The sequence below is a fragment of the Pedobacter riviphilus genome, from assembly GCF_014692875.1.
In the GTDB taxonomy this organism is placed as follows: Bacteria; Bacteroidota; Bacteroidia; order Sphingobacteriales; family Sphingobacteriaceae; genus Pedobacter; species Pedobacter riviphilus.
This window is the reverse complement of sequence record NZ_CP061171.1, coordinates 2,852,510-2,878,210: the sequence shown is the minus strand read 5'-3', so window position 1 is coordinate 2,878,210 and position 25,701 is coordinate 2,852,510. Positions and strand designations below refer to the sequence as shown.

Annotated in this window: 23 protein-coding genes; 18 read left to right on the top strand and 5 right to left on the bottom strand. The window is 41.1% G+C overall.

The annotated features are described in order from the left end of the window. From H9N25_RS11835 to H9N25_RS11775, 13 genes are all read left to right on the top strand, one after another. Positions 1-426, top strand: coding sequence for a hypothetical protein (locus tag H9N25_RS11835; RefSeq protein ID WP_190329033.1), 426 nt, complete (start codon positions 1-3; stop codon positions 424-426). Between the two features lie 325 nt (positions 427-751). Then, the gene (locus tag H9N25_RS11830) at positions 752-1,012 is read left to right on the top strand and encodes a hypothetical protein (RefSeq protein WP_190329032.1); all 261 of its coding nucleotides are present in this window, start codon (positions 752-754) and stop codon (positions 1,010-1,012) included. A 287-nt stretch (positions 1,013-1,299) separates the two neighbouring features. Beyond that, entirely contained in the window at positions 1,300-1,845 is a 546-nt protein-coding gene (locus H9N25_RS11825) for an REP-associated tyrosine transposase (protein ID WP_190329031.1), read from the top strand. 210 nt (positions 1,846-2,055) lie between these two features. Then, positions 2,056-2,676 carry a hypothetical protein gene (locus tag H9N25_RS11820; RefSeq protein WP_190329030.1) on the top strand — a complete coding sequence of 207 codons (621 nt, stop codon included), beginning with the start codon at positions 2,056-2,058 and terminating at the stop codon, positions 2,674-2,676. Positions 2,677-3,238: 562 nt separating this feature from the next. Continuing rightward, positions 3,239-3,946 (top strand): hypothetical protein, encoded by a 708-nt coding sequence (locus H9N25_RS11815; RefSeq protein WP_190329029.1) that lies wholly within the window; start codon positions 3,239-3,241, stop codon positions 3,944-3,946. Continuing rightward, on the top strand, positions 3,943-4,863 hold the full coding sequence (locus tag H9N25_RS11810; protein ID WP_190329028.1) for a hypothetical protein: 921 nt from the start codon (positions 3,943-3,945) through the stop codon (positions 4,861-4,863). The genes H9N25_RS11815 and H9N25_RS11810 overlap by 4 nt, the downstream gene beginning before the upstream one ends. A 174-nt stretch (positions 4,864-5,037) precedes the next feature. Further along, a complete protein-coding gene (locus H9N25_RS11805) occupies positions 5,038-5,730 on the top strand; it encodes a hypothetical protein (protein ID WP_190329027.1) in 693 nt (230 codons plus the stop codon). After that, a complete protein-coding gene (locus tag H9N25_RS11800; protein WP_190329026.1) occupies positions 5,727-6,503 on the top strand; it encodes a hypothetical protein in 777 nt (258 codons plus the stop codon). The genes H9N25_RS11805 and H9N25_RS11800 overlap by 4 nt, the downstream gene beginning before the upstream one ends. Next, a complete protein-coding gene (locus tag H9N25_RS11795) occupies positions 6,500-7,765 on the top strand; it encodes a hypothetical protein (protein ID WP_190329025.1) in 1,266 nt (421 codons plus the stop codon). The genes H9N25_RS11800 and H9N25_RS11795 overlap by 4 nt, the downstream gene beginning before the upstream one ends. A 5-nt stretch (positions 7,766-7,770) precedes the next feature. Beyond that, positions 7,771-8,448, top strand: a complete 678-nt coding sequence (locus tag H9N25_RS11790) for a hypothetical protein (RefSeq protein ID WP_190329024.1) — start codon at positions 7,771-7,773, stop codon at positions 8,446-8,448. Positions 8,449-8,663: 215 nt separating this feature from the next. Continuing rightward, a complete protein-coding gene (locus H9N25_RS11785) occupies positions 8,664-9,089 on the top strand; it encodes a hypothetical protein (RefSeq protein ID WP_190329023.1) in 426 nt (141 codons plus the stop codon). A gap of 4 nt (positions 9,090-9,093) precedes the next feature. Beyond that, positions 9,094-10,350 carry a hypothetical protein gene (locus tag H9N25_RS11780; RefSeq protein WP_190329022.1) on the top strand — a complete coding sequence of 419 codons (1,257 nt, stop codon included), beginning with the start codon at positions 9,094-9,096 and terminating at the stop codon, positions 10,348-10,350. A 38-nt stretch (positions 10,351-10,388) separates the two neighbouring features. Then, the gene (locus H9N25_RS11775; RefSeq protein WP_190329021.1) at positions 10,389-11,396 is read left to right on the top strand and encodes a PorP/SprF family type IX secretion system membrane protein; all 1,008 of its coding nucleotides are present in this window, start codon (positions 10,389-10,391) and stop codon (positions 11,394-11,396) included. On the opposite strand, the gene H9N25_RS11770 is transcribed toward H9N25_RS11775, so the two are convergent. From H9N25_RS11770 to H9N25_RS11755, 4 genes are all read right to left on the bottom strand, one after another. After that, on the bottom strand, positions 11,397-13,424 hold the full coding sequence (locus tag H9N25_RS11770; RefSeq protein WP_190329020.1) for a T9SS type B sorting domain-containing protein: 2,028 nt from the start codon (positions 13,422-13,424) through the stop codon (positions 11,397-11,399). A gap of 206 nt (positions 13,425-13,630) precedes the next feature. Then, positions 13,631-14,389 (bottom strand): SDR family NAD(P)-dependent oxidoreductase, encoded by a 759-nt coding sequence (locus tag H9N25_RS11765; protein ID WP_190329019.1) that lies wholly within the window; start codon positions 14,387-14,389, stop codon positions 13,631-13,633. Between the two features lie 24 nt (positions 14,390-14,413). Further along, positions 14,414-15,043 (bottom strand): NADPH-dependent F420 reductase, encoded by a 630-nt coding sequence (locus H9N25_RS11760; RefSeq protein WP_190329018.1) that lies wholly within the window; start codon positions 15,041-15,043, stop codon positions 14,414-14,416. 16 nt (positions 15,044-15,059) lie between these two features. Then, on the bottom strand, positions 15,060-15,812 hold the full coding sequence (locus H9N25_RS11755) for an SDR family NAD(P)-dependent oxidoreductase (protein ID WP_190329017.1): 753 nt from the start codon (positions 15,810-15,812) through the stop codon (positions 15,060-15,062). Positions 15,813-15,921: 109 nt separating this feature from the next. Between H9N25_RS11755 and H9N25_RS11750 the strand changes: the two genes are divergently transcribed. Then, the gene (locus tag H9N25_RS11750; protein WP_167294950.1) at positions 15,922-16,299 is read left to right on the top strand and encodes a winged helix-turn-helix transcriptional regulator; all 378 of its coding nucleotides are present in this window, start codon (positions 15,922-15,924) and stop codon (positions 16,297-16,299) included. Between the two features lie 201 nt (positions 16,300-16,500). On the opposite strand, the gene H9N25_RS11745 is transcribed toward H9N25_RS11750, so the two are convergent. Next, entirely contained in the window at positions 16,501-18,909 is a 2,409-nt protein-coding gene (locus tag H9N25_RS11745) for a TonB-dependent receptor (RefSeq protein WP_190329016.1), read from the bottom strand. Between the two features lie 600 nt (positions 18,910-19,509). On the opposite strand from H9N25_RS11745, the gene H9N25_RS11740 reads away from it, so the two are divergent. From H9N25_RS11740 to H9N25_RS11725, 4 genes are read left to right on the top strand one after another with little or no spacing between them, the layout of a single operon-like run. Then, complete coding sequence (locus H9N25_RS11740) at positions 19,510-20,118, top strand: TetR/AcrR family transcriptional regulator (RefSeq protein WP_190329015.1); 609 nt, start codon at positions 19,510-19,512, stop codon at positions 20,116-20,118. 46 nt (positions 20,119-20,164) lie between these two features. Continuing rightward, entirely contained in the window at positions 20,165-21,538 is a 1,374-nt protein-coding gene (locus H9N25_RS11735; protein WP_190329014.1) for a TolC family protein, read from the top strand. A 5-nt stretch (positions 21,539-21,543) separates the two neighbouring features. Beyond that, a complete protein-coding gene (locus tag H9N25_RS11730) occupies positions 21,544-22,590 on the top strand; it encodes an efflux RND transporter periplasmic adaptor subunit (RefSeq protein WP_190329013.1) in 1,047 nt (348 codons plus the stop codon). Between the two features lie 10 nt (positions 22,591-22,600). Beyond that, positions 22,601-25,573 carry an efflux RND transporter permease subunit gene (locus H9N25_RS11725; RefSeq protein ID WP_223833725.1) on the top strand — a complete coding sequence of 991 codons (2,973 nt, stop codon included), beginning with the start codon at positions 22,601-22,603 and terminating at the stop codon, positions 25,571-25,573. Positions 25,574-25,701: the final 128 nt, after the last annotated feature.

Here is a 25,701-nt window from a genome sequence, read left to right as displayed (position 1 = left end):
ATGAGAAGTGTAGTATATGAGTTGAATGATTGTTATAAAATAGTGACTTATTCGCAGTTAAAATCAGGAGTTTGGTCAGCGACTAGTTTTGTTGAAACTATTGACAAAAATGAATCAAATATTGGTTTTAATGAAAAATTATTACTGTGTTTAAAAGCATCCAGTAAAAATTTAAAAGAGAAAGATGCTTTGTCGCCAGCTGATTATTACAGTTTATTGGGCTTAACAAAAGGAAGTAAGATAGAAAAAGTAGCTAAAAGCTTTACAGTTATTCTTGAGGGGAACAGCCTTTATTTTATTCCGAGTATAAGAAATAATAATAAAACTCATTATCTTCCTCAATTTGATGATAGAATAGAATTCAACATAGCAACTGACCTTGATATTAAATCGATTTTTATCGAGATTTTAAAAAAATGTGAATAATCCCCTGCTAGTCCGAGCGGATTGCAATTAGATAAAATTGTGCTGGTGCGAGTTTTTAACTCGTACCAATATAAAAAAGCTATGGTTCTAAAATTTAGGAGGTCGCAATCCTAAACTTTCATAATTTTCGAGACACAACAATCCGGTTGAGGCAGGCTTTGTAGCAGAAGATTACCATTGGATATAGTAGTACAATAGATTTTTCTGGAGAAAGAGGTTTGTTAGAAATCGATATAATTTAAGTTAATTTGGATACGAGCTACAAGCTCGCACCAGCTTGGGGGAATTATACGGGAGTTGATGTTATATTTAAGAGAAAATAAGTATGAATGATGTTAGATTGAATGAATTGGGCTTCACAGGATTTATTCATTTAAACCCAGAAAAAAGAGATGGTCTTATTAGAAAAGTTTGGGGTGGATTGTACAAGGGAAGTCTTATTACTTTTCGTATTAAACTAATTGATAACAATTGGGAATTGGATAGTATTGATTGTGATATAATTGATGATAGTTTAAGTGCTTTATTTTCAGATAATAAAAATATCAATAGGGTTTTGGATTTTATATCTGAAATCCCTCGCTAGCGCAAGTCTTAGCGAACAGAACGGCGTGTCGGCTGACTTGTGCTTAAAATAATAAATTACTAGCCTGGCGATTTGACCGGGCTTTTTACTTTTCAAGTGCCCCTACTCCTGCTAGTCCGAGTGGATTGTAATTAGATAAATTGTGCTGGTGCGAGTTTTTAACTCGTACCAATATAAAAAAGCTATAGTTCTAAAATTTAGAAAGTCGCAATCCTAAACTTTTATAATTTTCGAGGCATAATAATCATAGATTATCTAAATTGCTATAAATTAGATAATAGCACAAAATGAGCAGAAAATACAAGTTTTATAACAAAGAGGGCCTATATTTTGTCAGCTTTGCAACTGTATATTGGATTGATGTTTTTGTTCGATTGCAATATTTTAACATTTTGATAGCGGGCTTAGATTATTGTCGAAAAAATAAAGGCATGGAAATTTATTGCTGGTGCATAATGCCTAGCCATGTACATTTAATATTCAGTGCAAAAAATAATAATCCAGGCGATACACTACGCGATTTTAAAGTACACACATCCAAGAAACTTCAAAAGGAGATTAGTGAAAATATACAAGAAAGTAGAAGAGAGTGGCTGCTTTGGATGTTTAAACGAGCAGGAGAGAAAAACAGTAATGTAACAAATGGCCAATTTTGGCAACAGCATAATAAGCCTATTGAGCTGTGGTCAAATGAAGTAATTGATCAAAAAGTCGATTATATTCACAACAATCCGGTTGAGGCAGGCTTTGTAGCAGAAGATTATCATTGGAAGTATAGTAGTGCAATAGATTTTTCTGGAGAAAAGGGTTTGTTAGAAATCGATATAATTTAAGTTAATTTGGATACGAGCTACAAGCTCGCACCAGCTTGGGGGATGAATTTTAAATTAGAGCTTGATTTTAAAGCACAAGTCAGGCCTTTGCTTGGGGCGAGGGGCTAAGACTTGCGCTAGACGTTCTGCTAAAATTAAAAAAGGAAAATAACGAACTAAGCATAAAATATATAAATTAGGACAAAAATACGACTAAATTAAAGCTTCCTTATGCGTTACACTATTATCTTAATATTACTTTGTTCGATCAGCTTTAATGCACAATCACAGGCCGACAAATATTTTAAGCCCGCATCTTATTATGATTTACACGGGACAAAAAGATCCGGGCTCATTGCGCATCATCCCTTGGTTAAGTACATTACTTTTAAAAGTAATGCAGCATCGAAGAAGCAGAAAATAAAAATAGATTCGGTATCGTCGCTACTTATAAATGAGGATAGTTTGGTCGTTTTAAATTACGGAAGGGAAAAGTTAGAAAAACATTACTGTTCATTAATCGCAGTTACACCCGTAAGGAAGTTTTTTTGTTACTATACGGTGTCTTATAGTACTTCAAGCATGATGGGGCATATTGGCCCTAGCCCATCTAATAATTATACCAACACACCCACATCTACCAGTTTTATTTCTGGCCAGATGGCAATTTATATTTACCAGGATGGAGATACAACCTATCCACTTAGAAGAGGTAATTATAAGGAAATTCTAACAGAAGCCTTTGCCGATTTTCCTGAATTGGTAAAGAAAATTCAGGATAAAGAAATTAAATACAATGATATCGATGTAATGTTTAAGCAATACAACGCTTATAAAAAACAGAAGTCTTGATGATGGAATTTTCAGTTAATCGCTTAAGCATTAACCATATCAGAAATTTAAAGAGCATATATTTAAACAATCGCTATTCAACCTCTGCCAAAAGCTACAAGCCCTCTTAACTAAACCCGACAACAGCGGAAATCCTTTTTGTTGTCCCTTCGATAATCTCAGGGATAACGCAACAAAAAGATTGTAGCGAATGGCGGGACTACACTACCCGAAAAACAGGGAACCATTCGTTTCCAGATCCTTTTCAACATACCTTTTTAATATAGGAAAGACCAGTTTTCAATTAGCTGTTTGTCGTTTTGTGTTAACCAATTAGCTGTTTAACCCTATCAGAAATTTAATGACATATATTTAAACAATCACTATTCAGTCCATCTATGCTATGAACCTAGCAAATACACCAACACATTTGGTCATTTACTTTAGGGTTTTCAACTATCAAAAACCGTGGTTTCGTCAATCAGGTTTTTTTTAATGCCCACATTGTCTGATATTTAAAATGGCGCATTGTTTTGGGATTAACTTATCTGATTAGCAACTGCCATAACTAAACAACAATGAGATGAAACTAAAATTACTTCTGCTTTTGGTACTGCTTTTGCCAATATGTAGCTTTTCGCAAACCGTTTTCCGCAATGATGCGGGTCAGGCTAATGTTAATGCTGGTTTTTATGAAGCGTCAGAACCTATCAACTTTCCGGCCGGAGCTTCCAGTTGGTGGCATTTGCTCGATGTAAGGCATTCGAACGGAGCCAATAATTTTGCCATGCAGCTTGCCGGTAGCTTTTTCGATCAGAACTTTTATCTGCGTAAAACCAATAATTATGCCCAACAGCCCTGGGTAAAAGTTGTAACTGAAAGCGATGGTAAAGTGGGCATTGGAACAACTGCACCACAGGTACCGCTGCATGTGATGGGTAAGGGGGTATTTGAGGGTAATTTAAAGATTATGGCTGCTGAAGAAGGTTGGGCCGAGGGGCTTACCATAATAAGGCCCAATGGCTGGTCGGGTCTTCGTTTTACCAGAAATGATCCCAGTACCGGGAATTTCGAAGGAAACTGGGCTCTTGGTTATTCGGGTTTAACAGGAAACGATTTTACCATTAGCCATCAAACAGGAGGCACACAGTACAATGCATTATTCCATATCCGTTCCGATAATCAATTTGTGGGTATAGGAACGGCAAGCCCCCAAGCCAGGCTTGATGTAAAAGGAGGTGCGCTGGTATTGGGAGCCATGTACTTAGCCATAATACAGATGGTTACATGAGTTTGGGAAATATTTTAGAAAACTCTTCACCAACCCTTCAGGAATGGATCAGTAAAACTACGCTTCTCCTGAATGCCCAGGATTATGCCACCATTGGTTTTCACGATTCGGGTAACAGGGTTGATTTTATCCGTGCAGGTAACGGAGTGATTGATTTGGGTTACGACGGTGGATTTGGCAAGGCAAATATCGGATTGCCTAACGGAATATGGAGCGCCGCAGGGAATTTGGGTATTGGTACAACCAGCCCTTATGGTAAACTCCATATTGTTGATGCAGGGGTTTCAAAAAATGCTGGTAACGAAAATCCAATCACTTCAGGTGGGCTGGTAATTCAGGCCAATACCGGGGGGAGGTCTCAAATAAATGGTGCGCAGCTGGAGTTTGCCATACCAGCCAATACGGATGGTAATAATATATATAGCCAGGGCCGGATTATTACAGTTGCCGCTAACGATCAAAGTTATAATGCTACAGGAAGGATGATTTTAGGGACCAGAAGAATGTTCGATAAAAATGGTAGCGGACAACAGTGGTATTATGGTGATGATATTACCATTGATGGTTCTGGTTATGTTGGTATCGGTATTAACAACCCTTCAGAAAAATTTACGGTTAACGGTAAGATAAAAGCAAAAGAAATCAGGGTTGATGGTGCAGGAACACCCGATTATGTTTTTGAGGAGGATTACAAGAATTTATCACTTAAAGAAATCGAGCAATACATCAAAAAAAACAAACACCTGCCCGAAATTCCATCGGCTTCTGAAGCTGCCGAAAATGGGATTGCACTCGGTGAAATGAATAAATTACTGTTAAAGAAAATAGAAGAGCTGACTTTACACCTCATAGAAAAAGATAAAGTGCTAAATAATGTACAGGAAAGATTATTGAAATTGGAGAAAAGTAAGAGATAGCAATATATAGATTAGTCATTTACTTTATTGCTTTCGACTGTCAAAACCCTTGGTTTCATCAAACACGGTTTTTTTTGTGGTTTTAATTGAAGATTTTAGATTGGCTCATTACGTCTGTTGGAGGCATAACTAACCTCATTTAATTCTTTTGAGTCGCAAATATCAAACAAAGTTATGATGAAATTTATTACATTTTTATTTTTTTTAGGCATCCCTTATTTTCTTTTGGCGCAGGAAACCAAACCAAAAGATGATGCGGGCCAAATGGGTGGTATATCCGGTTTTTTTGAAACGTATAATCCTGTCAATTTTCCTGCAGGCGCAAATGGTTGGTGGCATTTGCTTGATGTGCGGCACAGTAATGTGAACAATAATTTCGCCATGCAGTTTGCGGGCAGCTTTTTTGACCAGAGCCTTTGGTTTAGAAAGACCAATAATGTGCCTAATACCGAATGGTCGAGGGTACTTACCGAGACCAATGGCAACCTTAACGGAAAGATATACATGCTTACCTCAGGTGGGCAAAATTTTTTTACCGGCCATCAGGCTGGTGGAACCTACAGCTTTCCTGGTGGGATTTTTAAAGCCATTACGGATAATCCTAACGGACCGAGTAATTTTTTTTATGAAGGTGTTACAGCAGGCGTAACAAATTTTACGGTGCGGGCAGATGGACAAGGGTATTTTGCTGCAGGTTTGGGTATTGGTACACAAAATCCTGCTTATAAGCTAGCGGTTGCGGGTGGCGACATCAAGGCTTACAATTTTGATAATAACTCGGGTGTTGCTATTGGAGCTGAAGCCCCGAACGTCCACGCATTGGTTTTCACGCTTCTGATAATTCAAGACGTTTCAGAATCGAAATGAACAGCATCAACAGCGACTATGAGCGTTTAGGTTTTTTTTCTTTAAATGGCGGGCAAAGTCCGGAGCAGGAAGTATTTTCGATAAATAAAAATGGAAACCTGGGTATTGGTACCCCGCTTCCTGCTAGCAAACTTCATATTGCCGGCGACGAATTTATTACATTGGGCAGTTATGATAGCAGTAACGGCCTAAAAGGGATCCATTTTGCCGGCTTTAGAGATGTTGTGCCAAACTATTTCGGTGCATCCATCGAAGCCGTGCCAGAATGGCTATGCTGTGGATATCCTGGTGCAGGCTATCCGGGCATTAAGAATATTGCTTTGAATTTTAATGTGCATCTCAATCCTGAGGTTGCGGATAGTAAGATGACTGCGATGTCAATCAGACCAAATGGAAATGTGGGAATAGGAACCATAACACCTGAAGAAAAATTTACCGTTAATGGAAAAATCAAAGCCAACGAAATCAGGGTTAATGGCTCTGGTGCACCTGACTATGTATTCGAGGATAGTTACAAAGTTGCAACCTTAGCAGAGTTGGAAAGCTATATTAAAGCGAACAAACATTTGCCAGAAGTGCCTTCGGCAAAAGAGTTTGAGCGTGATGGCATTGCTGTTGGGGAGATGAACAAGCTGTTGTTGAAAAAGATAGAAGAACTTACGCTTTACATCATTGAAGAACGTAAACAAAACCTGACGAGAGATCGCCTCTTACTCGATCAGAAAACTAAAATTACGGAACTTGAACAAATTTTAAAAGCACAAAAAAAATGAGTGTACGAACCCACATTACAGCCCTGGCCAGTCTAATTATTTCGGTCTTAAACACGGTAAAAGCTCAAAATACTTTTACCAGTACAGGCCCGGCAGGCGTGAATACGCTAAATCCTATCGGTCATTTTCAGGTAAGGGGCGATTCCTGGTTCGATGCTTCAACTAAATTTTACCTTACGAATAATGCCACTGATTTTGGGCGGACAAGCTTTATCATAACAGGACGTTTTCAGGCGCTAAATGATGCCTGGACATTTGGTTCTGGTGCCCGAAATGCTATCGTGTTTGCACAAAATGAAGCCGATTCGGGTGTGGATGTAGGGGTGCCAGGCGATGAAAAATTTTCAATCCAGCTGGAAGGAAATTCCCGATCACTGGGTTTTCTTTCCAAACAAATGGGAAGTATACCTAATTTGGTAATGGCACAAAACGGATTTATCGGATTGGGTTTAACCACTCCACGCACTAAGTTTGATGTTTGGGGTGGTGATATTTCGGTAACCGGAACAGATCACAATGGAACAGCAATCATATCTTCTTCGGGCGGTACTTCTTATTTTGCTAATAATCAGCTTAATAATGGAATAGCCATAGATTATTTTGGTCACGTTGGGGTAGGTACGGGTAGCCCAAGGGCACTATTGGACGTTGCCACATATTCTGGTTCTGGTGGCCTGGCCAGTGTACTTTCCAGAATGCCAGAAGGAGATGCGTCTGGCACCGGAACTTACCTTGGCATTAAAGGTTATGAAACCACATTTTCGAATTACAATGGCAAAACTTTCGCCCTGGAACATAGTTTTTACGGACAAACCAATAGTGCGGTGAATTTTTATAGGGGTGGTAGTCAAACGGGTGGCTTTATGACCTTTAGTACCAATAACAATACAGAACGCATGCGGATAGATCCCTGGGGTAATGTGGGTATTGGTGTAACCAATCCTACAGAAAGACTTACCGTTAACGGCAAAATAAAAGCCAACGAAATCAGGGTAGACGGTACCAATGCTCCTGATTATGTGTTTGATGATGGATATAAAGTTGAAACGCTACAAGCGTTGGAAAGTTATATTAAAGCGAACAAACACCTGCCTGAAATGCCATCTGCAAAGGAGTTTGAACGCGATGGAATGGCAGTTGGGGAGATGAACAAACTGTTGTTGAAAAAAATAGAAGAGCTTACGTTGCATCTGATTGAAAAGGATAAGGTACTTATTGATGTGCAAAAGCGGCTGTTGAAATTAGAAAAGAATAAAAAATAATCATCATGAGCTATTATCACTTAAGTAAGATTTTCTTAAGCTTTTTGTTGTGTCTATCTGGATTTAACCTTTGTGCGCAAACCTTTAATACCAATGCTAACCAGGCAGGTATTGCTGTTGCACCAAATGATCACTTTAACTATCTGGGAAAAGATGTATCTTTTTATAGCCTTGGTTGGTATAATGAATCTGTAGATTGGCCACCTTATGCTTACCTGTCTTCTTATTCTGGAATCAAGTTTTTTACTGGAGGCCTTCCTCGAACATATATCGATCTAAATGGAAATATGGGGGTTAATACTTTATCTCCAAGAGAAAAACTAGACATATGGGGCGGGAATATCAGTGTAACAGGAGCCGATCACAATGGCACCGCAGTAATTGGCTCAAGCGAAGGAGTGGCCTTTTTTAGCAACAATTCGTACACCAATGGCCTTGCTGTAGCTCCTAACGGGAATGTTGGGATCGGTACTAGAACACCAGAAGAATTGTTCGAAATTAAAGCCAACCAGCCTGTTATCACTTTTCATCAGCCAGGTATATCATCATTTAAAATGGGAACAAGCAACGGAGTGTTTAAATTGCAGGCAATGGATTATGGTTTCGGCGGGCATACAGGTAATTTTTCTAATGCCGGTAACCCTATGTTTTTAGTTTTTTACAAAATGGAAATGTTGGAATAGGCACTACTGAAGCCAGCGAAAAACTGGTTGTAAACGGTAATTTTAGGCTTATTCTGGATCAAGGTGCTTTTCCTGCAAAAAATGTAGTAAACATAGTTGCCCTAGGGTATGCAGGCATTACAGGTGCAAAAAACTGGGCATTAAGAAGTGTTTACCAGTATGGAAGTGGAGTTAATAGTAATGCTGATGGGGGCGATTTGGATGTGATCAAATCGATGAATGGCAGTACCATTTTAGCAACAAAAACAGATGGTACTGCACTAGGCTACGTTGGAATTGGTATAACTACACCAACTGAAAGGCTTACCGTTAATGGCAAAATAAAAGCGAACGAGATCAGAGTGGATGGGCAGGGGGCACCCGATTATGTATTTGAAGATAGCTACAAGATTGCAACGTTGGAAGCGTTGGAAAGCTATATTAAAAAGAACAAACACCTACCCGAAGTGCCTTCTGCAAAAGAATTTGAACGAGATGGAATCGCAGTTGGAGAGATGAACAAATTGTTACTAAAAAAGATAGAAGAGCTTACGTTGCATCTGATTGAAAAGGATAAACAACTTGCTCAGGAAAAAGAAAAAAATCAATCGCAGGAAGAAAGAATTGCAAAGCTGGAAACATTATTTAAAGCCAGAAAATAACAAAATGAAGAAAATAATATTGCTATTAACATTCTTAGGCAGCTTTTTAAATAGTGTAAAGGCCCAGTTAGGAATTGCTAAGGGCGACATATTCGAAATATCGAATATCGGCGGCTCAACAGTAAGTAATAATATGATGCGCAAAATATGGCTTTATCGCAATCAAGCTGGTAACGATTGGCTTACTACATCATTACATGACGGTATTGCGGTGGATGTTTCTTTTTTACAGCCACAGGTAAATACCAGGACGTGGTGGGAGCGAAACCCTGTTACAGGAGCGCAGATGTGGGGAGATATGGGACAAACTTTTATGATGCTTTCGGGAGGTAACTTAGGCCTGGGAACACTTACTCCGACTTCGAAGCTTGAGGTACAAACCACTGGTAGCGGCTGGCCATTAAGCTTGCGAACCAATGCTTTTAACCCTGGCGATATTAATGGGGTAAAGTTTTATTCAGGATATATAGGAGATGATAAATGGGCAGGTATAGCCAGTGTAGCAGAGAATTTGCACAGTAATAAAACCGCTTTATCTTTTTATTCGGGTGAAACAGAAAAAATGAGGTTAGCATGGGATGGCAACGTTGGCATAGGAACAAAAAATCCGATGGCATTACTACAATTAGGTGATTTCAATAATTCTAATCAGCCAAAGTATGTTCTCGTTCCTGGTACTTACAATTTTGAGAGAATCCAACTTGGGCAGTTAGGGAATGGAAATTCTGCTTTAGAAATGGTTAACCATAACTCAACAGAAAGTTCTTATGGTATAAGATTAATGGCCAATATTGATAATGGCGGACCTGGTCTGCAATTTCAATATGCACAGGGCAAAACCAGTTATGAAATGCTCGATTATCATACGGCCATGTTTATGGATTTAAACGGACGGGTTGGAATTGGTACGCTTTTTCCAAATGAAAAACTCACCGTTAACGGTAAAATTAAGGCCAACGAAATCAGGGTAGATGGTACCAATGCACCTGATTATGTATTTGAAGAAAATTATAAGGTTGTAACCTTGGCAGAGCTCGAAAGGTATATCAAAGCGAACAAACACCTTCCCGAAATACCATCTGCAAAAGAATTTGAACGAGATGGAATCGCAGTTGGAGAGATGAACAAACTGTTACTGAAAAAGATAGAGGAGCTTACGCTGCATTTGATCGAAAAAGATAAACAATATGGCGAATTGCTCAATGATGTAAAAAAGCAGGAGTTACGTCTTCGCTTATTAGAGAAAAAGCTAGACAAATAGTAACGTGGGTAGAACCAAATAGTAAATAAAAACCGGTAATGAAAAAGTGGCTGCTGTTGTTAATATTGTGTGCAAATGTAAGGCTTTACGCACAGCAACGGCCACAGTATACCCAATATCTGCTTAATAGTTACCTGTTAAACCCTGCGCTAAGTGGCATTGAAAACTATACGGATGTAAAAGTGGGGTACAGGCAGCAATGGGCTGGATTGCAGGATGCACCTAAAACGGCTTTTGTATCTGCACATTGGGCACTTGGCGATGAATACTTGTGGTCTAATGCCTTATCATTTGAAACGGATGGTAATGATCCACGTGCCAGGAGTTATACCCAAAACTACACTGCTTCTCCTGCACACCATGGCGTAGGTTTTATCGCCGTATCCGATAAAGCTGGTCAGCTCACTACCACTACTTTTGATATGAGTTATGCCTACCACTTGCAGTTAAACAATCAATTAAATCTTTCATTGGGCGTTGCCGGCGGTATCAGCCGCATAGCGATCGATATTAATGCCCTTCTGTTCGAAAATCCACAGGATCCGGCTTTAAACAATGCCGTTAATGCGAGGCTTTTACCCGATCTTTCTGTAGGCGCATGGTTGTATGGAGCCAATTTTTTTTCGGGACTTTCCGTGCAGCAGATTTTGCCACAGAAATTAAGCTTTTCTGGAGATAAACAATATCAAACAGGCAAACAGGTTCAGCATGTTTTTCTTAATAGTGGTTATAAGTTTTACCTGGCCGAAGATCTGAATATTACTCCTTCCTTATTGTTTAAGTACACACCAAACATACCGCTATCGGTAGATATAAATGTAAAGATGGGTTTTAAAGACCGCATCTGGATTGGTGCAGGTTATAGAAAACAGGATGCCTTAAATATGATGGCTGGTTTTAATATCAGCCACCTCTTTAACCTCAGCTATAGTTATGATGTTACCACTTCTACGCTTAATCAGGCCAGTAAAGGGAGCCATGAAATTGTGTTGGGTTTATTGCTCAATAACGTTTATAAAGTGGTATGTCCGCAACGGCAATGGTAGTTATCTGATCAATGTAATAGACCCCGTAAAACGCACCTCTTGATTAAAAACGTTGGTTCCGTTTAGTACATAATAGTAAGCGCCAACCGGTACAGGTTTATTACGCCAGGTACCATCCCAGGAGTCGAAAATATTAGTAGTAAAGAAAACTTCATCACCATAACGGTTAAAGATTTTAAAATTAAATCTTTTTAAATTGCTTACATTAATATTCAGCAGGTCGTTAATGCCATCTCCATTCGGCGAAAAAGAGTTTGGGATCTGCAGTTCACTTCCATCCAGCACCATCAGGTTGTGGAGCGTAAATATATCTACACAGCCATTGTTTGTAAAAGCCTTAAGTATTACAGTATAATTTCCTTTTTTCTGGTAAACATGTGTGGGCTGGTAATCGGAAGAGATTTCATCATCACCAAAACTCCATTCAAAATAATCGGCATTTCGCGAATGGTTTAAAAAAGTGATGGGAACAGGGGCTGCAAATTTACCAGGCACAATAGGATCTGTCTTGAAATCTGCTACAGGGTTTCTCACGATGGTTGGAATATTGATTGTGGCCATTTCGCTATAACAATTGCCCACTTTTACGGTTACCGCATAGTCGCCGGCCTGTGCAAAATCGGTTATGGGTACACTAATTACTGCTGTTGAGTCGCTAAAATTGGCAGGCCCAGTCCATTGGTAGGTAGCATCCGGTACTTCTGCTATGCTAAGTTCCATCGTTGTACCCAAGCAAAAATTGGTTCTATTGGCAGAAATAATTGGTTTATCGGGTTTTAAAGCCACATAAAAAGAATAACTGCTTACGGTGCGGCATCCCCTTACAGAAAAGGCTTCGAGCACTACTGTTTTGGTACCTGGCGTAGCATAAGTAATTTCAACAGGACCTGTGGTACTGGCATTGGCAATGCTGGCACCTTCACCAAAGCTCCATTTTAAGCTGCTGTAGTTACTGGCATCGGCTGTAAATATAAATTTTTGTGTACTGAGACAGGCATTCTCGGTTTTTATATTTATAGCTGATTTTGGTCCTGCAAATTCCCCGTTACCATCAAAGGCGAGACTAAAACCGTTGTTTCTGTTCGAAAAATTGTCGATCAGCAAAGCATACTGGTGACCTTCAATCATATCTACTGCCTTTACAAAACCATCTTGATCCGGGGAACAGCCACCGTGCTCAGTTAGGTCTGCCGAAGCGCTGTTGGCGCCTGTAATGTAATACCTCGGACTGCAATCGACACCACTACCTGCAGCGCAGCGGATGGCATTAACAGAAGATGGTGTGGCAGCGCTTGTTGAGGGGCCTAAATCAAATAATACCCAATCTATATCATCGGTAACAGCAGTAGGCGTAATGGTAAAACCTAAAGTACCATTATTGGCTGCTATCCAGGTATACCAGGCACTGTTCGATTCGACGCTTAAACAGGTACCGGCAGCTTCGTGGTTGTTTGGGCCTGCACCCGTTACTTTAAGCTCGGTAAAACTGTCTTTACTGCATAGGTAAGAAGCAGATGTGAAATCCTGACCAGGTTTATTCGGCGGATTGTAGCTGTTTACACAGAGCTTAAAACTTCCTGTGGCATTATTATCTGCACTGATACGCAGATAATAAGTTTCACCTATAACCAAGCCACCTTTATAAGCCATTGTAATATTACTTTCTGAAGTCATCGAACCGATCTGTTCGGTAAGTACATTGTCTTTGTATGTGTAAAAGGCAATGAGCGGATTAACCAATGTGTTGCTGTTTCCTACCGATTGCCCGGTTACCGTGGCCGTAATATCGGTACCAATGGCTGTAAAGCTATACCAGATGTCTTTTCCCTCGCTATTCCAAAAAAAGCCCTTTCTATAACCACTTGGTGTAGCATTAATACTGGTAAAGGCGGCATCGTTAGAACAGTATACCGTAATGTTTTTAATTGGTGTGGCTGTTTTTATATCGTCATTCACTGGAGCCTGAGCTTGTACTTTAATAATAAACGACCAGAAGAACAGAAACAGGAGTATGCGTGTTAACATCATTGGGTATAGAGCGTTAGCGCGTAAAAATATTGATTATAAAATGATTGGTCAATAGCTGAAAGTAGAGAAAATGTCTAAAAAGATGGTTGTTATATGATTTAAGTATAGTTACCACAATGTTCTTAGATTTATTTAGCACTACGAAAACCCCTCTAAGTTATCCTTAAAGGGGTTTAAAGCAGTCTTTCTTTTTTGAGTTTATCAATTTAAAAACCATACATACCGCCCGAAACGGAAATCTGCTCTCCCGTAATCCAAGCCGACTCATCGGAAGCAAGGAATACTGCGGCTTTAGCAATGTCTTCGGGCTTACCTCTGCGACCGAGCGGTGTATTGGCAATGAACATTTTTTCATACTCACTGCCAGCGGTGACACCCGCACTAATTGCACCTTCTGTTTCTGTAGCACCCGGCAAAATAGAATTGATACGAATGTTTTTTGCACCCAGCTCTTTTGACAAAGAGATCGTTATGGCATCTAATGCGGCTTTAGTTGCAGAATATAAAGAAGCTCCCGGAAGAGGCATCTTGCTGGCACCCGAACTGATATTGATGACATTCCCACCCTTATCGCCAAACAGTTTCAAAGCTGCTTGGATAGTTAGTATGGGGCCAAGTACATTAACATTGAAACTATTATGAAATGTTTCTGCAGATATCAGTTCAATAGGTGCATATCCCTGATAAACCGCATTGTTGACCAAAATGTCCAAGGTACCGAAAGCCTGTTTTGTTTCTTCAAACAGCCTGGTTACATCGGCTTCATTCGAAACATCAGCCTGTATCGCAATGGCCATGCCACCATTGTCGGTTATGGCTTTCACCACTTTATCTGCGCCTTCCTTACTTGAGGCATAATTTACAACAACTTTTGCGCCTGCTGCCGCGAAATGTTTTGCGATCGCTGCGCCTATTCCTTTCGAAGCACCGGTAACTACTGCTACTTTGTTTATTAATTTACTCATGATTTTATAATTTAATATTTGATTTTATAAGTCGAACTTGATCAGATCCTTAAAGATCAATTTACCCCAGCTATTTCCCTGCGCCTGCACAAGAAGTCCACCTTCCGAAAGCCCACCTAATTGGATTGGTGAAAAACCGAGATTTTTTGCAAGTTCACCGATCTCAGCTGCTGCAGTGTCATCATCGCTTGCCAGATAAACTACTCTGCTTCCACCATGTACGGCAGGATCTTGCTCAAGAATGGCAGCGCCCAAATGGTTGAAGCCTTTCACCAGCCTACCGCCGGTGAAGGCTTGGGCAACGACACTTGCAGAAGGCTGTCCTCCCAGTTGCTCAAGCGGTACGCCATAGGCGTTGGTCACATCGACGATGATTTTCCCCTGCCAGTTGGGCAGCGTCTTTGCGACATCTGCATGCGACTCAAAACGCACCGCTAAAAAGATGACGTTTGCCTTCAGGGCTTCCGCCAGTGTGGTGGGAATGATACTGGGTCCGATTGCGGCGGCCTCGGATGCAAAACTTTCCGGGTTACGCGTGGTAGCAATGGATACTTCGATGCCTTTACGAGCGAACGCCTTCGCCAAGGCCTTGCCAATCTTACCAAAGCCGATAATTGCGTAACTTTTTGCTACGTTGTTTTGTGAATTATTCATTTTAAGAATTATTTAATTATTTTGATAAATAAGTCATACCGCCATCCACAAGAAGTTCGGCACCCAACATAAACGAAGAATCATCAGAGGCCAGGAAAACCGCTGTTTTACCAATGTCAGTCGGTTGCCCGATCCTGCCTATCGGCATTTGATCTGCAAAGTGTTTTTTTACTGCTTCCATTTGTTCTGCAGGAACAAACTTGTCAAATGCCGGTGTATCTGTTGTACCTGGTGTAATGACATTTACCCTGATCTTTCTATCTAAAAGGTCGCTTGAAAATCCTTTTGCTAAATAGATCACCGCTGCTTTGGCAGCGCCATAAAGCGTAAAATTCGCATAGGCCCGGTGTGCCGCGTTTGATCCGATCAGAATAATAGAAGCACCATCATTCATATAGGGCAGTGCTTTCTGAACGGTGAAATAAACACTTTTCAGGTTCAGTTCAATGGCCTGGTCAAAGTCGGTTTCACTGGTCGTTGCCACCGTTCCTACAGCGCCACCACCAGCGTTGGCGACGATCACGTCAATTTTACCAAATTTTTCAGCGGTGGTAGCAAACACGCTCTCCAGGTCGGCCAAATTGGTCACATCGGCATTGATGGCGATAAAATCATCCCCCAGTTTCGCCACAGCGCTATCTAACGTTTCCTGATTTCTGCCAACAATAACTCCCTTTGCACCTTCATTCTTGAATTCTAGTGCAATGCCCAATCCAATGCCGCTATTTCCGCCTGTAATTACAGCTACTTTATTTGTTAATCTGTTCATTTTTAATTTAATATTAAATTTGTTTCTCAAAGTTACTATCATTAGTTTATATTTGTAACCATTATCATAGATACTGGTTACGCACAGGTTACCACAATTTTTAAAAGATATGAGAGACGAAAGATTTTGTAATTCGAATTGCCCGTTCACGAGAGCTATTGGCACCATTGGTAATAAATGGAAGCCGATCATTATCAATGTAATTTCAACCCGCACCGTTCGTTTTGGTCAGCTGGATTCCATTATACCACACATTTCAAGGAAAGTACTAACCGAACAACTTAAAGAATTGGAAGAAGATGGATTGCTGGAAAGGATAGCCTATAAGGAATTACCGCCCAGGGTAGAATATAAGTTGTCTGAAAAAGGCGTAGCTTTTTTGCCAATTTTAGAAAGTATAAAAGAATGGAATTGCAAATATGAGGTAGCTCCGATGCCCAGCGAGGCTGATAAAAAAAGTAGAATAAGTTACTCCCGAACAGCATAAAATTGAAATGATCTCGGTTGGATGATACGCTGTCGTTGCTTCCGGCATTTTATGGTCAATCGTCAGGTATTACAAGCTTATTGATTTACCTCGGACGGAGAAAGAAGAAGAAAAAAGCAGCTACAGCTTAATTAAAATAACAGCTAAATAAAAAAGGTTTCTGGATATGCATATCCAGAAACCTTTTTCTTTTGGTTAAGCTTAAAACTTTAGGATGAAGTTCCCTGTGAACCTCGCCGGTGCCTGTGGGGTAAGGCGTACAGACCAAGCCTTTTCACTGGTTAAGTTATCTACTTTTAAGCCGATACGGAATTTTGTATGATCGTAAAAAACACTTGCATCGAATATCTTATACGATGGGATAATAAACTTGGATAAACCGCTCGTAAGCGTAGGATAAGCATTCGTATAATAAGACATATCACCGATATTGCCGCCTACACCCGCACCAAGACCACTGAATTTACCCATAGGTATGCGGTAACTGACCCAAAAGTTGTAGGTGTTTGGCGGACCAGACTGCCCAGGGCGCAAACCATTATTGCGTGGGTCTGCAGCGGCGGTGAGCTTGCTGTCGTTATAAGCATAGCCTGCAACAATGTTTAATCCTGCAATTGGATTTGCCGTTAACTCGATTTCCAACCCCCTGCTCAGCTGCGAGCCATCCTGGACACTGTAATTATTGGGATCAACCGGATCAGGTCGCAGCATATTTTTGACCTTAATGTCATAGTAACTCACCGTACCGACCAATTTATGGTCGAAGATATCGGCTTTTACGCCAAATTCAAGTTGGTCGGCATATTCGGCCTTAAACGCACTTCCGTCTCTTGCTACACCGCTTTTATTAAAAAAGCCGTTCATATAGTTCCCAAAAAGCGAAACATGATCTTTGTATACCTCATATACCAATCCAAATTTCGGAGATAAACTGGTCTGATTAAATGGCCCGTTTTGTACCCCGCCTGCGCCTAAACCACCTGAAGTCTGGCCCGTAGAAATATTATAAACACCTTTATATTGGTAGCGGTTTACCCTTAAGCTCATCATTGCATTCAAACGTTCTGTAATGCTGAATACATCTGAAGCATAAACAGCGTAGGTATTGTCTCGGTTGGTTTCCTTTCGTAACACTCCTCTTGAAGTCAAAGAATCTACCTTAAACTGACTCACACGGTAACTCGCAGGTGTATTGATAAAGTCTACATCAGGAAGATTGACCGTAACACGGTCGAAATCGTTATAGTTATTATAATAATCCAATCCAACCACTAAGCGGTTACGGTGTCCGGCGATCTTGAAATCACCAATAAAATTCTGCTGAAAATCTGTAGCTATAAACTGGGTGTAGCCTACAATTACATTGGGGCGGATGGTGGTCTCACTTCTTCCGTTAAGCGCGGTAATATCTCCACTGATCGAAGAACGCGCCCTTGAAAGAATGGTCTGAGATGTCCATTCTTCAGATATCTTATAATTAATCTGGCCAAAGATGTTCATCATCTGGGTTTTATAGGTCAGATCATTGCTCAGGAAAGTTTTGTTGTATGGAAAACCGATATCGGCAATTGATCTTGTAATCTCGGCGGTACCTGTAGGAACGGCCACGTAGGGATTTAAACGTACGACTGAAGTTCCCTTGGCTTGTCCAAATTCCACATCCAGCAGCAGCGATAAACGGTCTGTAATCTGATAAGAGAAGCTTGGGGCAATGCTCATGCTGTTGGTATAGCCAAGATCCTGAAAACTGTGCTCCCAGGTAGTTGCACCGTTTAACCGGAACAAAGCAGTCCTATCGGCATTGATTGGTGTATTCACGTCAACGGTAAGCCTGTTTAGGTTCCAGCTCCCAGTAGTATAAGCTACCTCACCGCCAAAACCGTTGTAAGGTTTTTTGGTTACACGGTTATACAAACCACCATAACTACTAGCAATGCTGTTACCGAAAAGTGTAGCAGACGGCCCTTTGATGGCTTCAATACGTTCTAAATTCGCTGGATCAATGAAAGAAAAAGCTGCACCGGCTACCCCGTTACGGGCATTGGGCTCCGTATCGAAACCACGTGAACGGAACGTCACGCGTCCCTGATTGGCAATCATTGGGATGCCTGCGCCCGGTACGTTCTTGGCAATACTTCCTAAATCCAGTGCCATTTGTTCCTGAAACAAAGCTTTTGGAACAGAATTGTATACCTGTGGATTCTCCAGGTTTTTAAGTGGAAGCCTCGCAATATACATGCTTTCCTTCTGTATGAATTTATTGGTCGTACCGGCAACGGTAACTTCCTGAAGGGCCTGTACGTTCTCCTTTTCGAGCCTGTAGTCTGCCCTCGTGGTCTCACCGTTAGCAACAGTTACTTTTAAATCTTTCTGCGGAAATCCCAGTAGCTGAATTCTCACCGTATAATTTCCAGGTTCGATGCCGGAAAAACTGTAGCTTCCCTGCTCGTCGGTCAGCGTGGTTTTTCTGATTTCCAAAACAGTCACAGAGGCTGATGCATAAGGCAGGCCATCGACTAAAAGAACTTTACCAGATATCTTTCCGGAAGTCTGGGCAAAAACAATATTGCCTGCAAATAAAAAGCAGGCCAATAAGTACAATGATTTCATCAAATAATACAATAAGGATGACTAAATATTCGGCAAAGATAAAAACATTATCTAAAATTAGTCTAAATAAATATATTACACTAAAAAACCACCTTGCTTTATTCTGCAAACAGGCAAAAGCTTCTCCCTTTTCATCCAGTACCAGTTCCCTTTCCCAGTTTTCAGATTGGAAGTGTAGTAACATTCCTTTGTACAGACGATTCCAAATGGATTAATACTAAAAGAATAGTAGTTTCTGGCGGATACAGAATATAATAGAATCAAAATATATTAGATAAGCTCATTCGATTAGTGTTGAATGGGCTTTGGCTCGAATGACTCCTACACCATTTTTAGTAAAGTTAATGCATAAATCAAATGCGGTCTAACATTGATCACAGTACGGCTCTTTATATCGACCTATACCTTGTTCTTCAGCTTTTCTACGGGAACGAAAGAAGCAAAATCATCAAGGTTAAGTAAAATATACAATCATTTAAAAAAAACATTTGTTTTATTGAACGGTGTTCAATACATTTGTACGGTCAATTAAAATGAGCAGTTGCAAATGAAAAAGTTATTTCCTAAATCAGGCTAATATCTTTTTAAATTATTTTATCCATGGGCATTACAGAAAGAAAGCAAAGAGAAAAGCAAGAAATGAGGCAGCGCATATTAAATGGTGCTAGAAAAGTATTTCTTCAGAACGGCTATGAGCAGACCAGTATGCGCAACATCGCCAGTGAGATCAGCTATAGTGCAGGGGTGATTTATTTCCATTTTAAGGATAAAGGTGAAATCTTCCATGAGCTCCATAAAGAAGGCTTTAATCTGTTGCTTAAACAGCTTCATGTACTGGATTCAGTCGTAGATCCATTCGAACGGTTAAAAGCCGTTGGTCGTGTATTTATTCAGTTTGCTCAGGAAAATAAAGATTATTATAACCTCATGTTTATGGTTGAAGAACCATTAAAAAGCGGTGAAGAAGGTGGTTTTCAAATCGCTCAGAGCGCCATCAGCCACCTGCATAACCTGATAAGACAATGTCAGGACAATGGCCGGTTCACGGATATGGATACTGATTATTTCGCTTTTATGTTCCTCTCCGCCATACACGGGATCTGCGCCCTGTTCTGTAAGGACCGGACCGTAAGTTTTACGAACAAGACAAATGAAGCGCTCATGGACAATGGTTACGCTTGTTTGGTTAAGCTCCTGGAAAAAGGGTAAAACCTTTTTTTTGCCATAATATTGAACACTGTTTAAATTTAATACAATGATTAATTATCTTCGAAATCTGCCTACTATTTACAGACTGACGATCGTACAGCTCTCAGTCATCTTGCTCCCATTGGGGCTAAGTGCCCAAAATCGTTTGAATGACTATATCTCACAGGGGTTAGCGTCAAACCAGAGCATCAAGGAGCAAAACTTCCTTTTGGAAAAGAACATCTATGCCCTACAAGAGGCAAAAAGCATGTTCCTGCCCAGCGTAACCTTTTCTACAACTTATACGAAAGCCGACGGAGGCAGAACAATTGATTTTCCTACAGGCGATCTTTTTAATGCCACCTACGCCACGTTGAACCAGCTCACAGGAAGTAACTCTTTCCCCCAGCTGGAGAACCAGAGTATACTGCTCAATCCCGATAATTTCTACGATGCCAAGTTCCGCACCAGTCTTCCCATCCTGAATGCCGAACTGGTATACAACAAAAGGATCAAAGCACAACAAGTAGACCTGCAGAAAGCGGAAATACTGATGTATAAACGCGAACTGGTCAAAGAAATCAAGACGGCATATTATAACTATCTTAAAGCCACCAATGCCATAAGGATCTATCAATCCTTTCTGAAACTGCTCGAAGAAGGTGAAAGGGTAAACCGGAAACTCTTTGAGAACAACAAGATCAACCGTACAGCCGTGATCCGTAGCCAGAACGAGGTGTCAAAAATAAACGCATCGCTTACTACTGCCCAAAAAACAGAGGAATCTGCCCGTTATTATTTCAACTTTCTACTGAACAGGCCATTAACGGATCCCATTCTGACCGATGATGTTCCATTACTGCCCGCCCAGGATAATCTGTTGCTTAATGATGTTAATGGCCGTGAGGAACTGGCGAAGCTTGAGATTGCCAAAGGAATAAATAAAAACCTTACCGGCCTTGCCAAATCTTATCTCATACCTAAAGTTGGCACTTCGCTCGATCTGGGTTCCCAGGCCTTTGACTGGAAGTTTAACCAGAAAAGCAGATATTATCTATTGGGCGTTTCATTGGAATGGAACCTGTTCTCCTCAGGACGGAACAGTTATAAGATAAAACAGGCTATCGCCAGTGAACGGGCTGTGTCGGCACAGGCCGATCATGTTACGCAGCAACTGCTTACCGAACTGAACGTGCGCAGGGCAAACCTGCAAAGCGCTTCAGCTCAGTACCGGGCAGCCCAATCGCAACTCAAAACCAGTCAGACCTATTATAATGACATGACCAAGCTCTACAAAGAGGGAATGGCCATTTATATAGAGCTGCTTGATGCCCAGAACCAATGGGTAGATGCGCAGCTTCAATCCAACATTGCCCTATTTGACACCTGGATATCCCTTACCGCTATCGAACGCGCCAACGCTAGTTTCAACATACAATAAATATCATGAACAAGACACAACTCACACTTATTGCGCTTACATCACTATTGTTCGCTTGCAAAGAAAAACCAAAAAATACAAATCCCCTTGGCCAGCCAGATATCATCTCTGTAAAGGTTGCGCTCATTTCTTCTTTTGGGATAACAAATTCCATTCAGGTCACTGGACTGGTAGGTACCGAAAATGAAGCGAACTATTCCTTCAAAATTGGCGGGGTAATCAGCAGCATCCTGGTAGATGAGGGACAATTTTTTAAAAAGGGGCAATTGCTGGCCACCCTGAATACCACCGAGATTGCGGCTGGTCTGGCCCAAGCGAATCTTGGTGTAGATAAGGCCGCTCGTGACTATGCCAGGGCAGTTAATCTTTACAAAGACAGCGTTTTTACGCTGGAACAACTGCAGAATACCAAAACGGCATTGGATGTTGCAAAAAAAACAAGCGAGGCAACTGCCTTCAATCAGCGTTATGCCAGGATCTATGCGGCCTCTGATGGTTTTGTAACCAAAAAGGTTGCCAGTGTAGGCGAAGTGATTGGTGGCGGAATGCCGGTGCTGATGACGGGCTCAACCCAAAAAAGTGATAGCTACCTGTTAAAGGTTGGGGTAACTGACCTGGAGTGGGCAGGAATCAGTGCAGGGCAACGGGCTGTTGTTTATCTTGATGGATATCCCGAACAGCCATTCCAGGCAACGGTACTGCGTAAACTTCAATCTGCTGATGCCGCTATAGGATCTTTTCAGGTAGAACTGAAACTCCAGATGGGCAATCTGAAACCTGCAATTGGCATGTTCGGGAAGGCGGAAATCGAAACCAATACTTCTGAAAACAGGACCGTAATTCCCTTTAGCGCCCTTGTAGAGGCAGATGGAGAGACAGGTTACATCTTTACTCCTAAGGGTACAAACAGCGTTAGAAAAGTGCCGGTAACCATCCTGAAGTTTGACAATAAAAATGTTTACCTAAAAGATAAACTGGAAGGAATAGATCGCATAGTTATTTCTAACAGTGCCTACCTCAACGAACAGTCAACCGTAAAAATTATCAAATAAAAACCACGAGATGAAAATTACAAATTTTGCTGTAAAGAACTACCAGTTTACCCTGATCATATTTGTGCTTGTGGCAGTGGTAGGATTGCTTACGCTCTTTACCATGCCCCGCTCAGAGGATCCGACTACCCACCCTCCGCAATATCTGGTAACGGTTATCTACCCAGGCACCAGTCCGAAGGATATGGAAGAACAAGTGGTAAAGCCCATAGAAAATAAGATCTATAGCCTGGAGAATATCGATAAGATCCTGACCACGGTTGAAGATGGTGTAGCAGCGATACAGATCAAGTTCAAGTATGGGGTTGATGTGGATAACAAGTATCAGGAAATATCAACGGAAATCAATGCGCTGAAAAACGGCGAGCTTCCAAAAGACATTTATCAGATCAAGACCGAAAAAATTGCCTCATCAGACGTAAAGATTATTCAGGTTGCGCTGATCTCAAACACCGCTTCGTCCAAAATATTGCGCGACAATGCAGACAAATTGAAAACCCAGCTGGAAAAGATCACCAATCTGAGAGAGGTAAAGTATACTGGAATGCCAGAGCAGGAAATCCGCATCGACATGCAACTCGATAAACTGGCCCAGCTAAAAATACCATTGAACCTGGTTATAGGTAGCCTACAAAGCGAGGCAGCCGACATTCCGGGAGGAAGTATCAATATGGACAGTAAGGTCTTTAACGTAAAGACCAGTGGCAAATTCAAAAATATTGAAGATGTGGCGAATACGATCATTTATAATGCCAATGGAAAAATAATATACCTGAAGGATGTGGCCCATGTGAGCTATATGGACGGCACGATTAACCACATTACCCGGATCAACGGACAGCGCTGTATATTGGTTACCTCTTCGATGAAGAACAACGTGGATATCAGTCAGGTTAAGAAAGAGTATACTCCAGTATTGGAACAATTTTCCCAAACCTTGCCTCAGAACATTAAAATGGTTAAAAATTTTGACCAGGCAGATATGGTATCAAAGCGGCTAGGGCACTTGGGCTTTGATTTTGGATTGGCCATACTATTAGTGGTGGTTACCCTGTTGCCTTTGGGCTTCAGACCATCGCTGATCGTAATGATTTCCATTCCACTCTCCCTGGCCCTTGGTCTTATTGCAATGAACCTTTTAGGCTTCTCGCTCAACCAGCTTAGTATCGTTGGGCTTGTGGTAGCATTGGGGCTATTGGTTGATGATAGTATCGTTGTTGTAGAGAATATAGAAAGGTGGTTAAGGGAAGGCCATTCCAGAAAGGATGCCATTTTAAAGGGCACCAAGCAGATTGGGGTAGCTGTTGTAGGCTGTACCGCAACACTTGTTATCGCATTTTTACCATTGGCCTTTCTGCCGGATATGGCCGGAGAATTTATCCGAAGTCTGCCTATGGCCATTATTACCAGTGTATTGGCCTCTATGATTGTGGCGCTTACGCTCGTGCCTTTTATCGGCAGCAAGATCCTGAAAACCCATAGCCATGCGGAAGGAAATTATTTCTTAAAAAAATTGCAGGGCTTTTTGACCTGGTCGTATCGTGGCATTATGCCGTTGGCGCTAAAGTGGCCAAAGGTAACCATTAGTATATCTATTGCATTGAGCGTATTGGCTTTTTTACTGTTCCCACTGGCAGGTTTTAAGCTTTTCCCTACCTCAGAAAAACCAATGTTTCTGATTAATATTAAAATGCCGCTACAGGCAAATATCCCAGAAAGCGATAAAGCGGCAAAGCTGGTGGAAATGGAACTGAAAAAGCATAAGGAAATCGTTTACTACACCTCAAATGTAGGAAAAGGTAATCCACAGATCTATTACAACGTGCATCAGCAAGATATAAAACCAGATTTTGCACAGATTTTTGTGCAATTGGAAGAAGAGACAAGCCCAAATGACAAAACTGAGCTGATCAAAACACTTAGAAGCAGATTCACTGATTTCCCATATGCAAAAATAGAGGTGAAGGATTTTGAACAAGGCACTCCAATAGAGGCGAATATCGTAGTCAGGATTTTTGGAGAGAATCAGGATACCCTGCGATCACTCTCGTTCAAAGTGGAGGAGCTGCTACGTAAACACCCAGGTACTTTTTTCATCAACAATGAACTCAATGCCTATAAGTCGGACGTAAAGATTAAGATCGATAAGGCAAAGGCCCGGACATTGGGCGTACTGACCAGCGACATTGACAAGGTGATCAGGCTGGCTGTTGCCGGACTGACTGTTGGGGATTACATTGATGACAGGGGTGATTCGAGGAATGTGGTGATCACCATTCCACGTGATAAGTTTTCAAATTTAAATGCATTGAAGAACCTTTATGTGAACAATATCCAGGGTGCACCAATTCAGATCGATCAGATTGCAACCATTGGGCTTGAAACCTCTCCAACTGCAATCAACCATTTCAATAAATCGCGATTTGCAAAGGTTACCTCGCTTACCAAGGATAATGTTTTGGCAAACGATATCCTCAAGGATATTGTGCCCGAACTCAACAAATTGAAAATGCCCAAGGGCTATTATTATAAATTATCTGGAGAGGCTGAATCGGAAGGTGATGCGCTGGGCGGAAATTTCCTTTCGGTGATCATCCTAAGTACCTTCCTGTTTATCGCTGTACTGCTGCTACAGTTTAAGACATTTAAAGGGATTATTATCGTTTTGTCAATTATTCCTTTGGGCGTTTTGGGTGGAGTGATATTTCTGCTGATGACAGGAAATCCGATGTCGCTGGTATCTATCATCGGTTTCATTGGTTTATCAGGCATACAGGTAAAGAATTCACTGTTATTAGTTGATTTTACCAACCAATTGCGGGAAGAGGGAAAAAGCATAGACGAGGCAATCCATATTGCCGGTGAAACCAGGTTCCTGCCTGTTGTACTTACTTCTATTACGGCCATTTGTGGTCTGATCCCGATTGCTATGAATCCCAATCCACAGATAGCGCCACTTGCCATTGTGCTGATTGGGGGCTGATCAGCTCTACCATATTATCAAGGATCGTTACCCCGGTAATGTACAAGCTCATACCTCCACAGTTGCACGAAAAGATATGATATGCCAAAATTGTCTCGTCGTGCTATGGCTTGTCACTAAGAACAGAA

Coding starts and splice junctions, on each gene's coding strand:
- H9N25_RS11780 (WP_190329022.1), top strand. CDS start 9,094: ATGAAGAAAATAATATTGCTATTAACATTCTTAGGCAGCTTTTTAAAT.
- H9N25_RS11750 (WP_167294950.1), top strand. CDS start 15,922: ATGAGAGACGAAAGATTTTGTAATTCGAATTGCCCGTTCACGAGAGCT.
- H9N25_RS11830 (WP_190329032.1), top strand. CDS start 752: ATGAATGATGTTAGATTGAATGAATTGGGCTTCACAGGATTTATTCAT.
- H9N25_RS11745 (WP_190329016.1), bottom strand. CDS start 18,909: ATGAAATCATTGTACTTATTGGCCTGCTTTTTATTTGCAGGCAATATT.
- H9N25_RS11815 (WP_190329029.1), top strand. CDS start 3,239: ATGAAACTAAAATTACTTCTGCTTTTGGTACTGCTTTTGCCAATATGT.
- H9N25_RS11770 (WP_190329020.1), bottom strand. CDS start 13,424: ATGATGTTAACACGCATACTCCTGTTTCTGTTCTTCTGGTCGTTTATT.
- H9N25_RS11755 (WP_190329017.1), bottom strand. CDS start 15,812: ATGAACAGATTAACAAATAAAGTAGCTGTAATTACAGGCGGAAATAGC.
- H9N25_RS11825 (WP_190329031.1), top strand. CDS start 1,300: ATGAGCAGAAAATACAAGTTTTATAACAAAGAGGGCCTATATTTTGTC.
- H9N25_RS11835 (WP_190329033.1), top strand. CDS start 1: ATGAGAAGTGTAGTATATGAGTTGAATGATTGTTATAAAATAGTGACT.
- H9N25_RS11765 (WP_190329019.1), bottom strand. CDS start 14,389: ATGAGTAAATTAATAAACAAAGTAGCAGTAGTTACCGGTGCTTCGAAA.
- H9N25_RS11800 (WP_190329026.1), top strand. CDS start 5,727: ATGAACAGCATCAACAGCGACTATGAGCGTTTAGGTTTTTTTTCTTTA.
- H9N25_RS11795 (WP_190329025.1), top strand. CDS start 6,500: ATGAGTGTACGAACCCACATTACAGCCCTGGCCAGTCTAATTATTTCG.
- H9N25_RS11735 (WP_190329014.1), top strand. CDS start 20,165: ATGATTAATTATCTTCGAAATCTGCCTACTATTTACAGACTGACGATC.
- H9N25_RS11810 (WP_190329028.1), top strand. CDS start 3,943: ATGAGTTTGGGAAATATTTTAGAAAACTCTTCACCAACCCTTCAGGAA.
- H9N25_RS11760 (WP_190329018.1), bottom strand. CDS start 15,043: ATGAATAATTCACAAAACAACGTAGCAAAAAGTTACGCAATTATCGGC.
- H9N25_RS11725 (WP_223833725.1), top strand. CDS start 22,601: ATGAAAATTACAAATTTTGCTGTAAAGAACTACCAGTTTACCCTGATC.
- H9N25_RS11740 (WP_190329015.1), top strand. CDS start 19,510: ATGGGCATTACAGAAAGAAAGCAAAGAGAAAAGCAAGAAATGAGGCAG.
- H9N25_RS11790 (WP_190329024.1), top strand. CDS start 7,771: ATGAGCTATTATCACTTAAGTAAGATTTTCTTAAGCTTTTTGTTGTGT.
- H9N25_RS11730 (WP_190329013.1), top strand. CDS start 21,544: ATGAACAAGACACAACTCACACTTATTGCGCTTACATCACTATTGTTC.
- H9N25_RS11775 (WP_190329021.1), top strand. CDS start 10,389: ATGAAAAAGTGGCTGCTGTTGTTAATATTGTGTGCAAATGTAAGGCTT.
- H9N25_RS11785 (WP_190329023.1), top strand. CDS start 8,664: ATGAATGGCAGTACCATTTTAGCAACAAAAACAGATGGTACTGCACTA.
- H9N25_RS11820 (WP_190329030.1), top strand. CDS start 2,056: ATGCGTTACACTATTATCTTAATATTACTTTGTTCGATCAGCTTTAAT.
- H9N25_RS11805 (WP_190329027.1), top strand. CDS start 5,038: ATGATGAAATTTATTACATTTTTATTTTTTTTAGGCATCCCTTATTTT.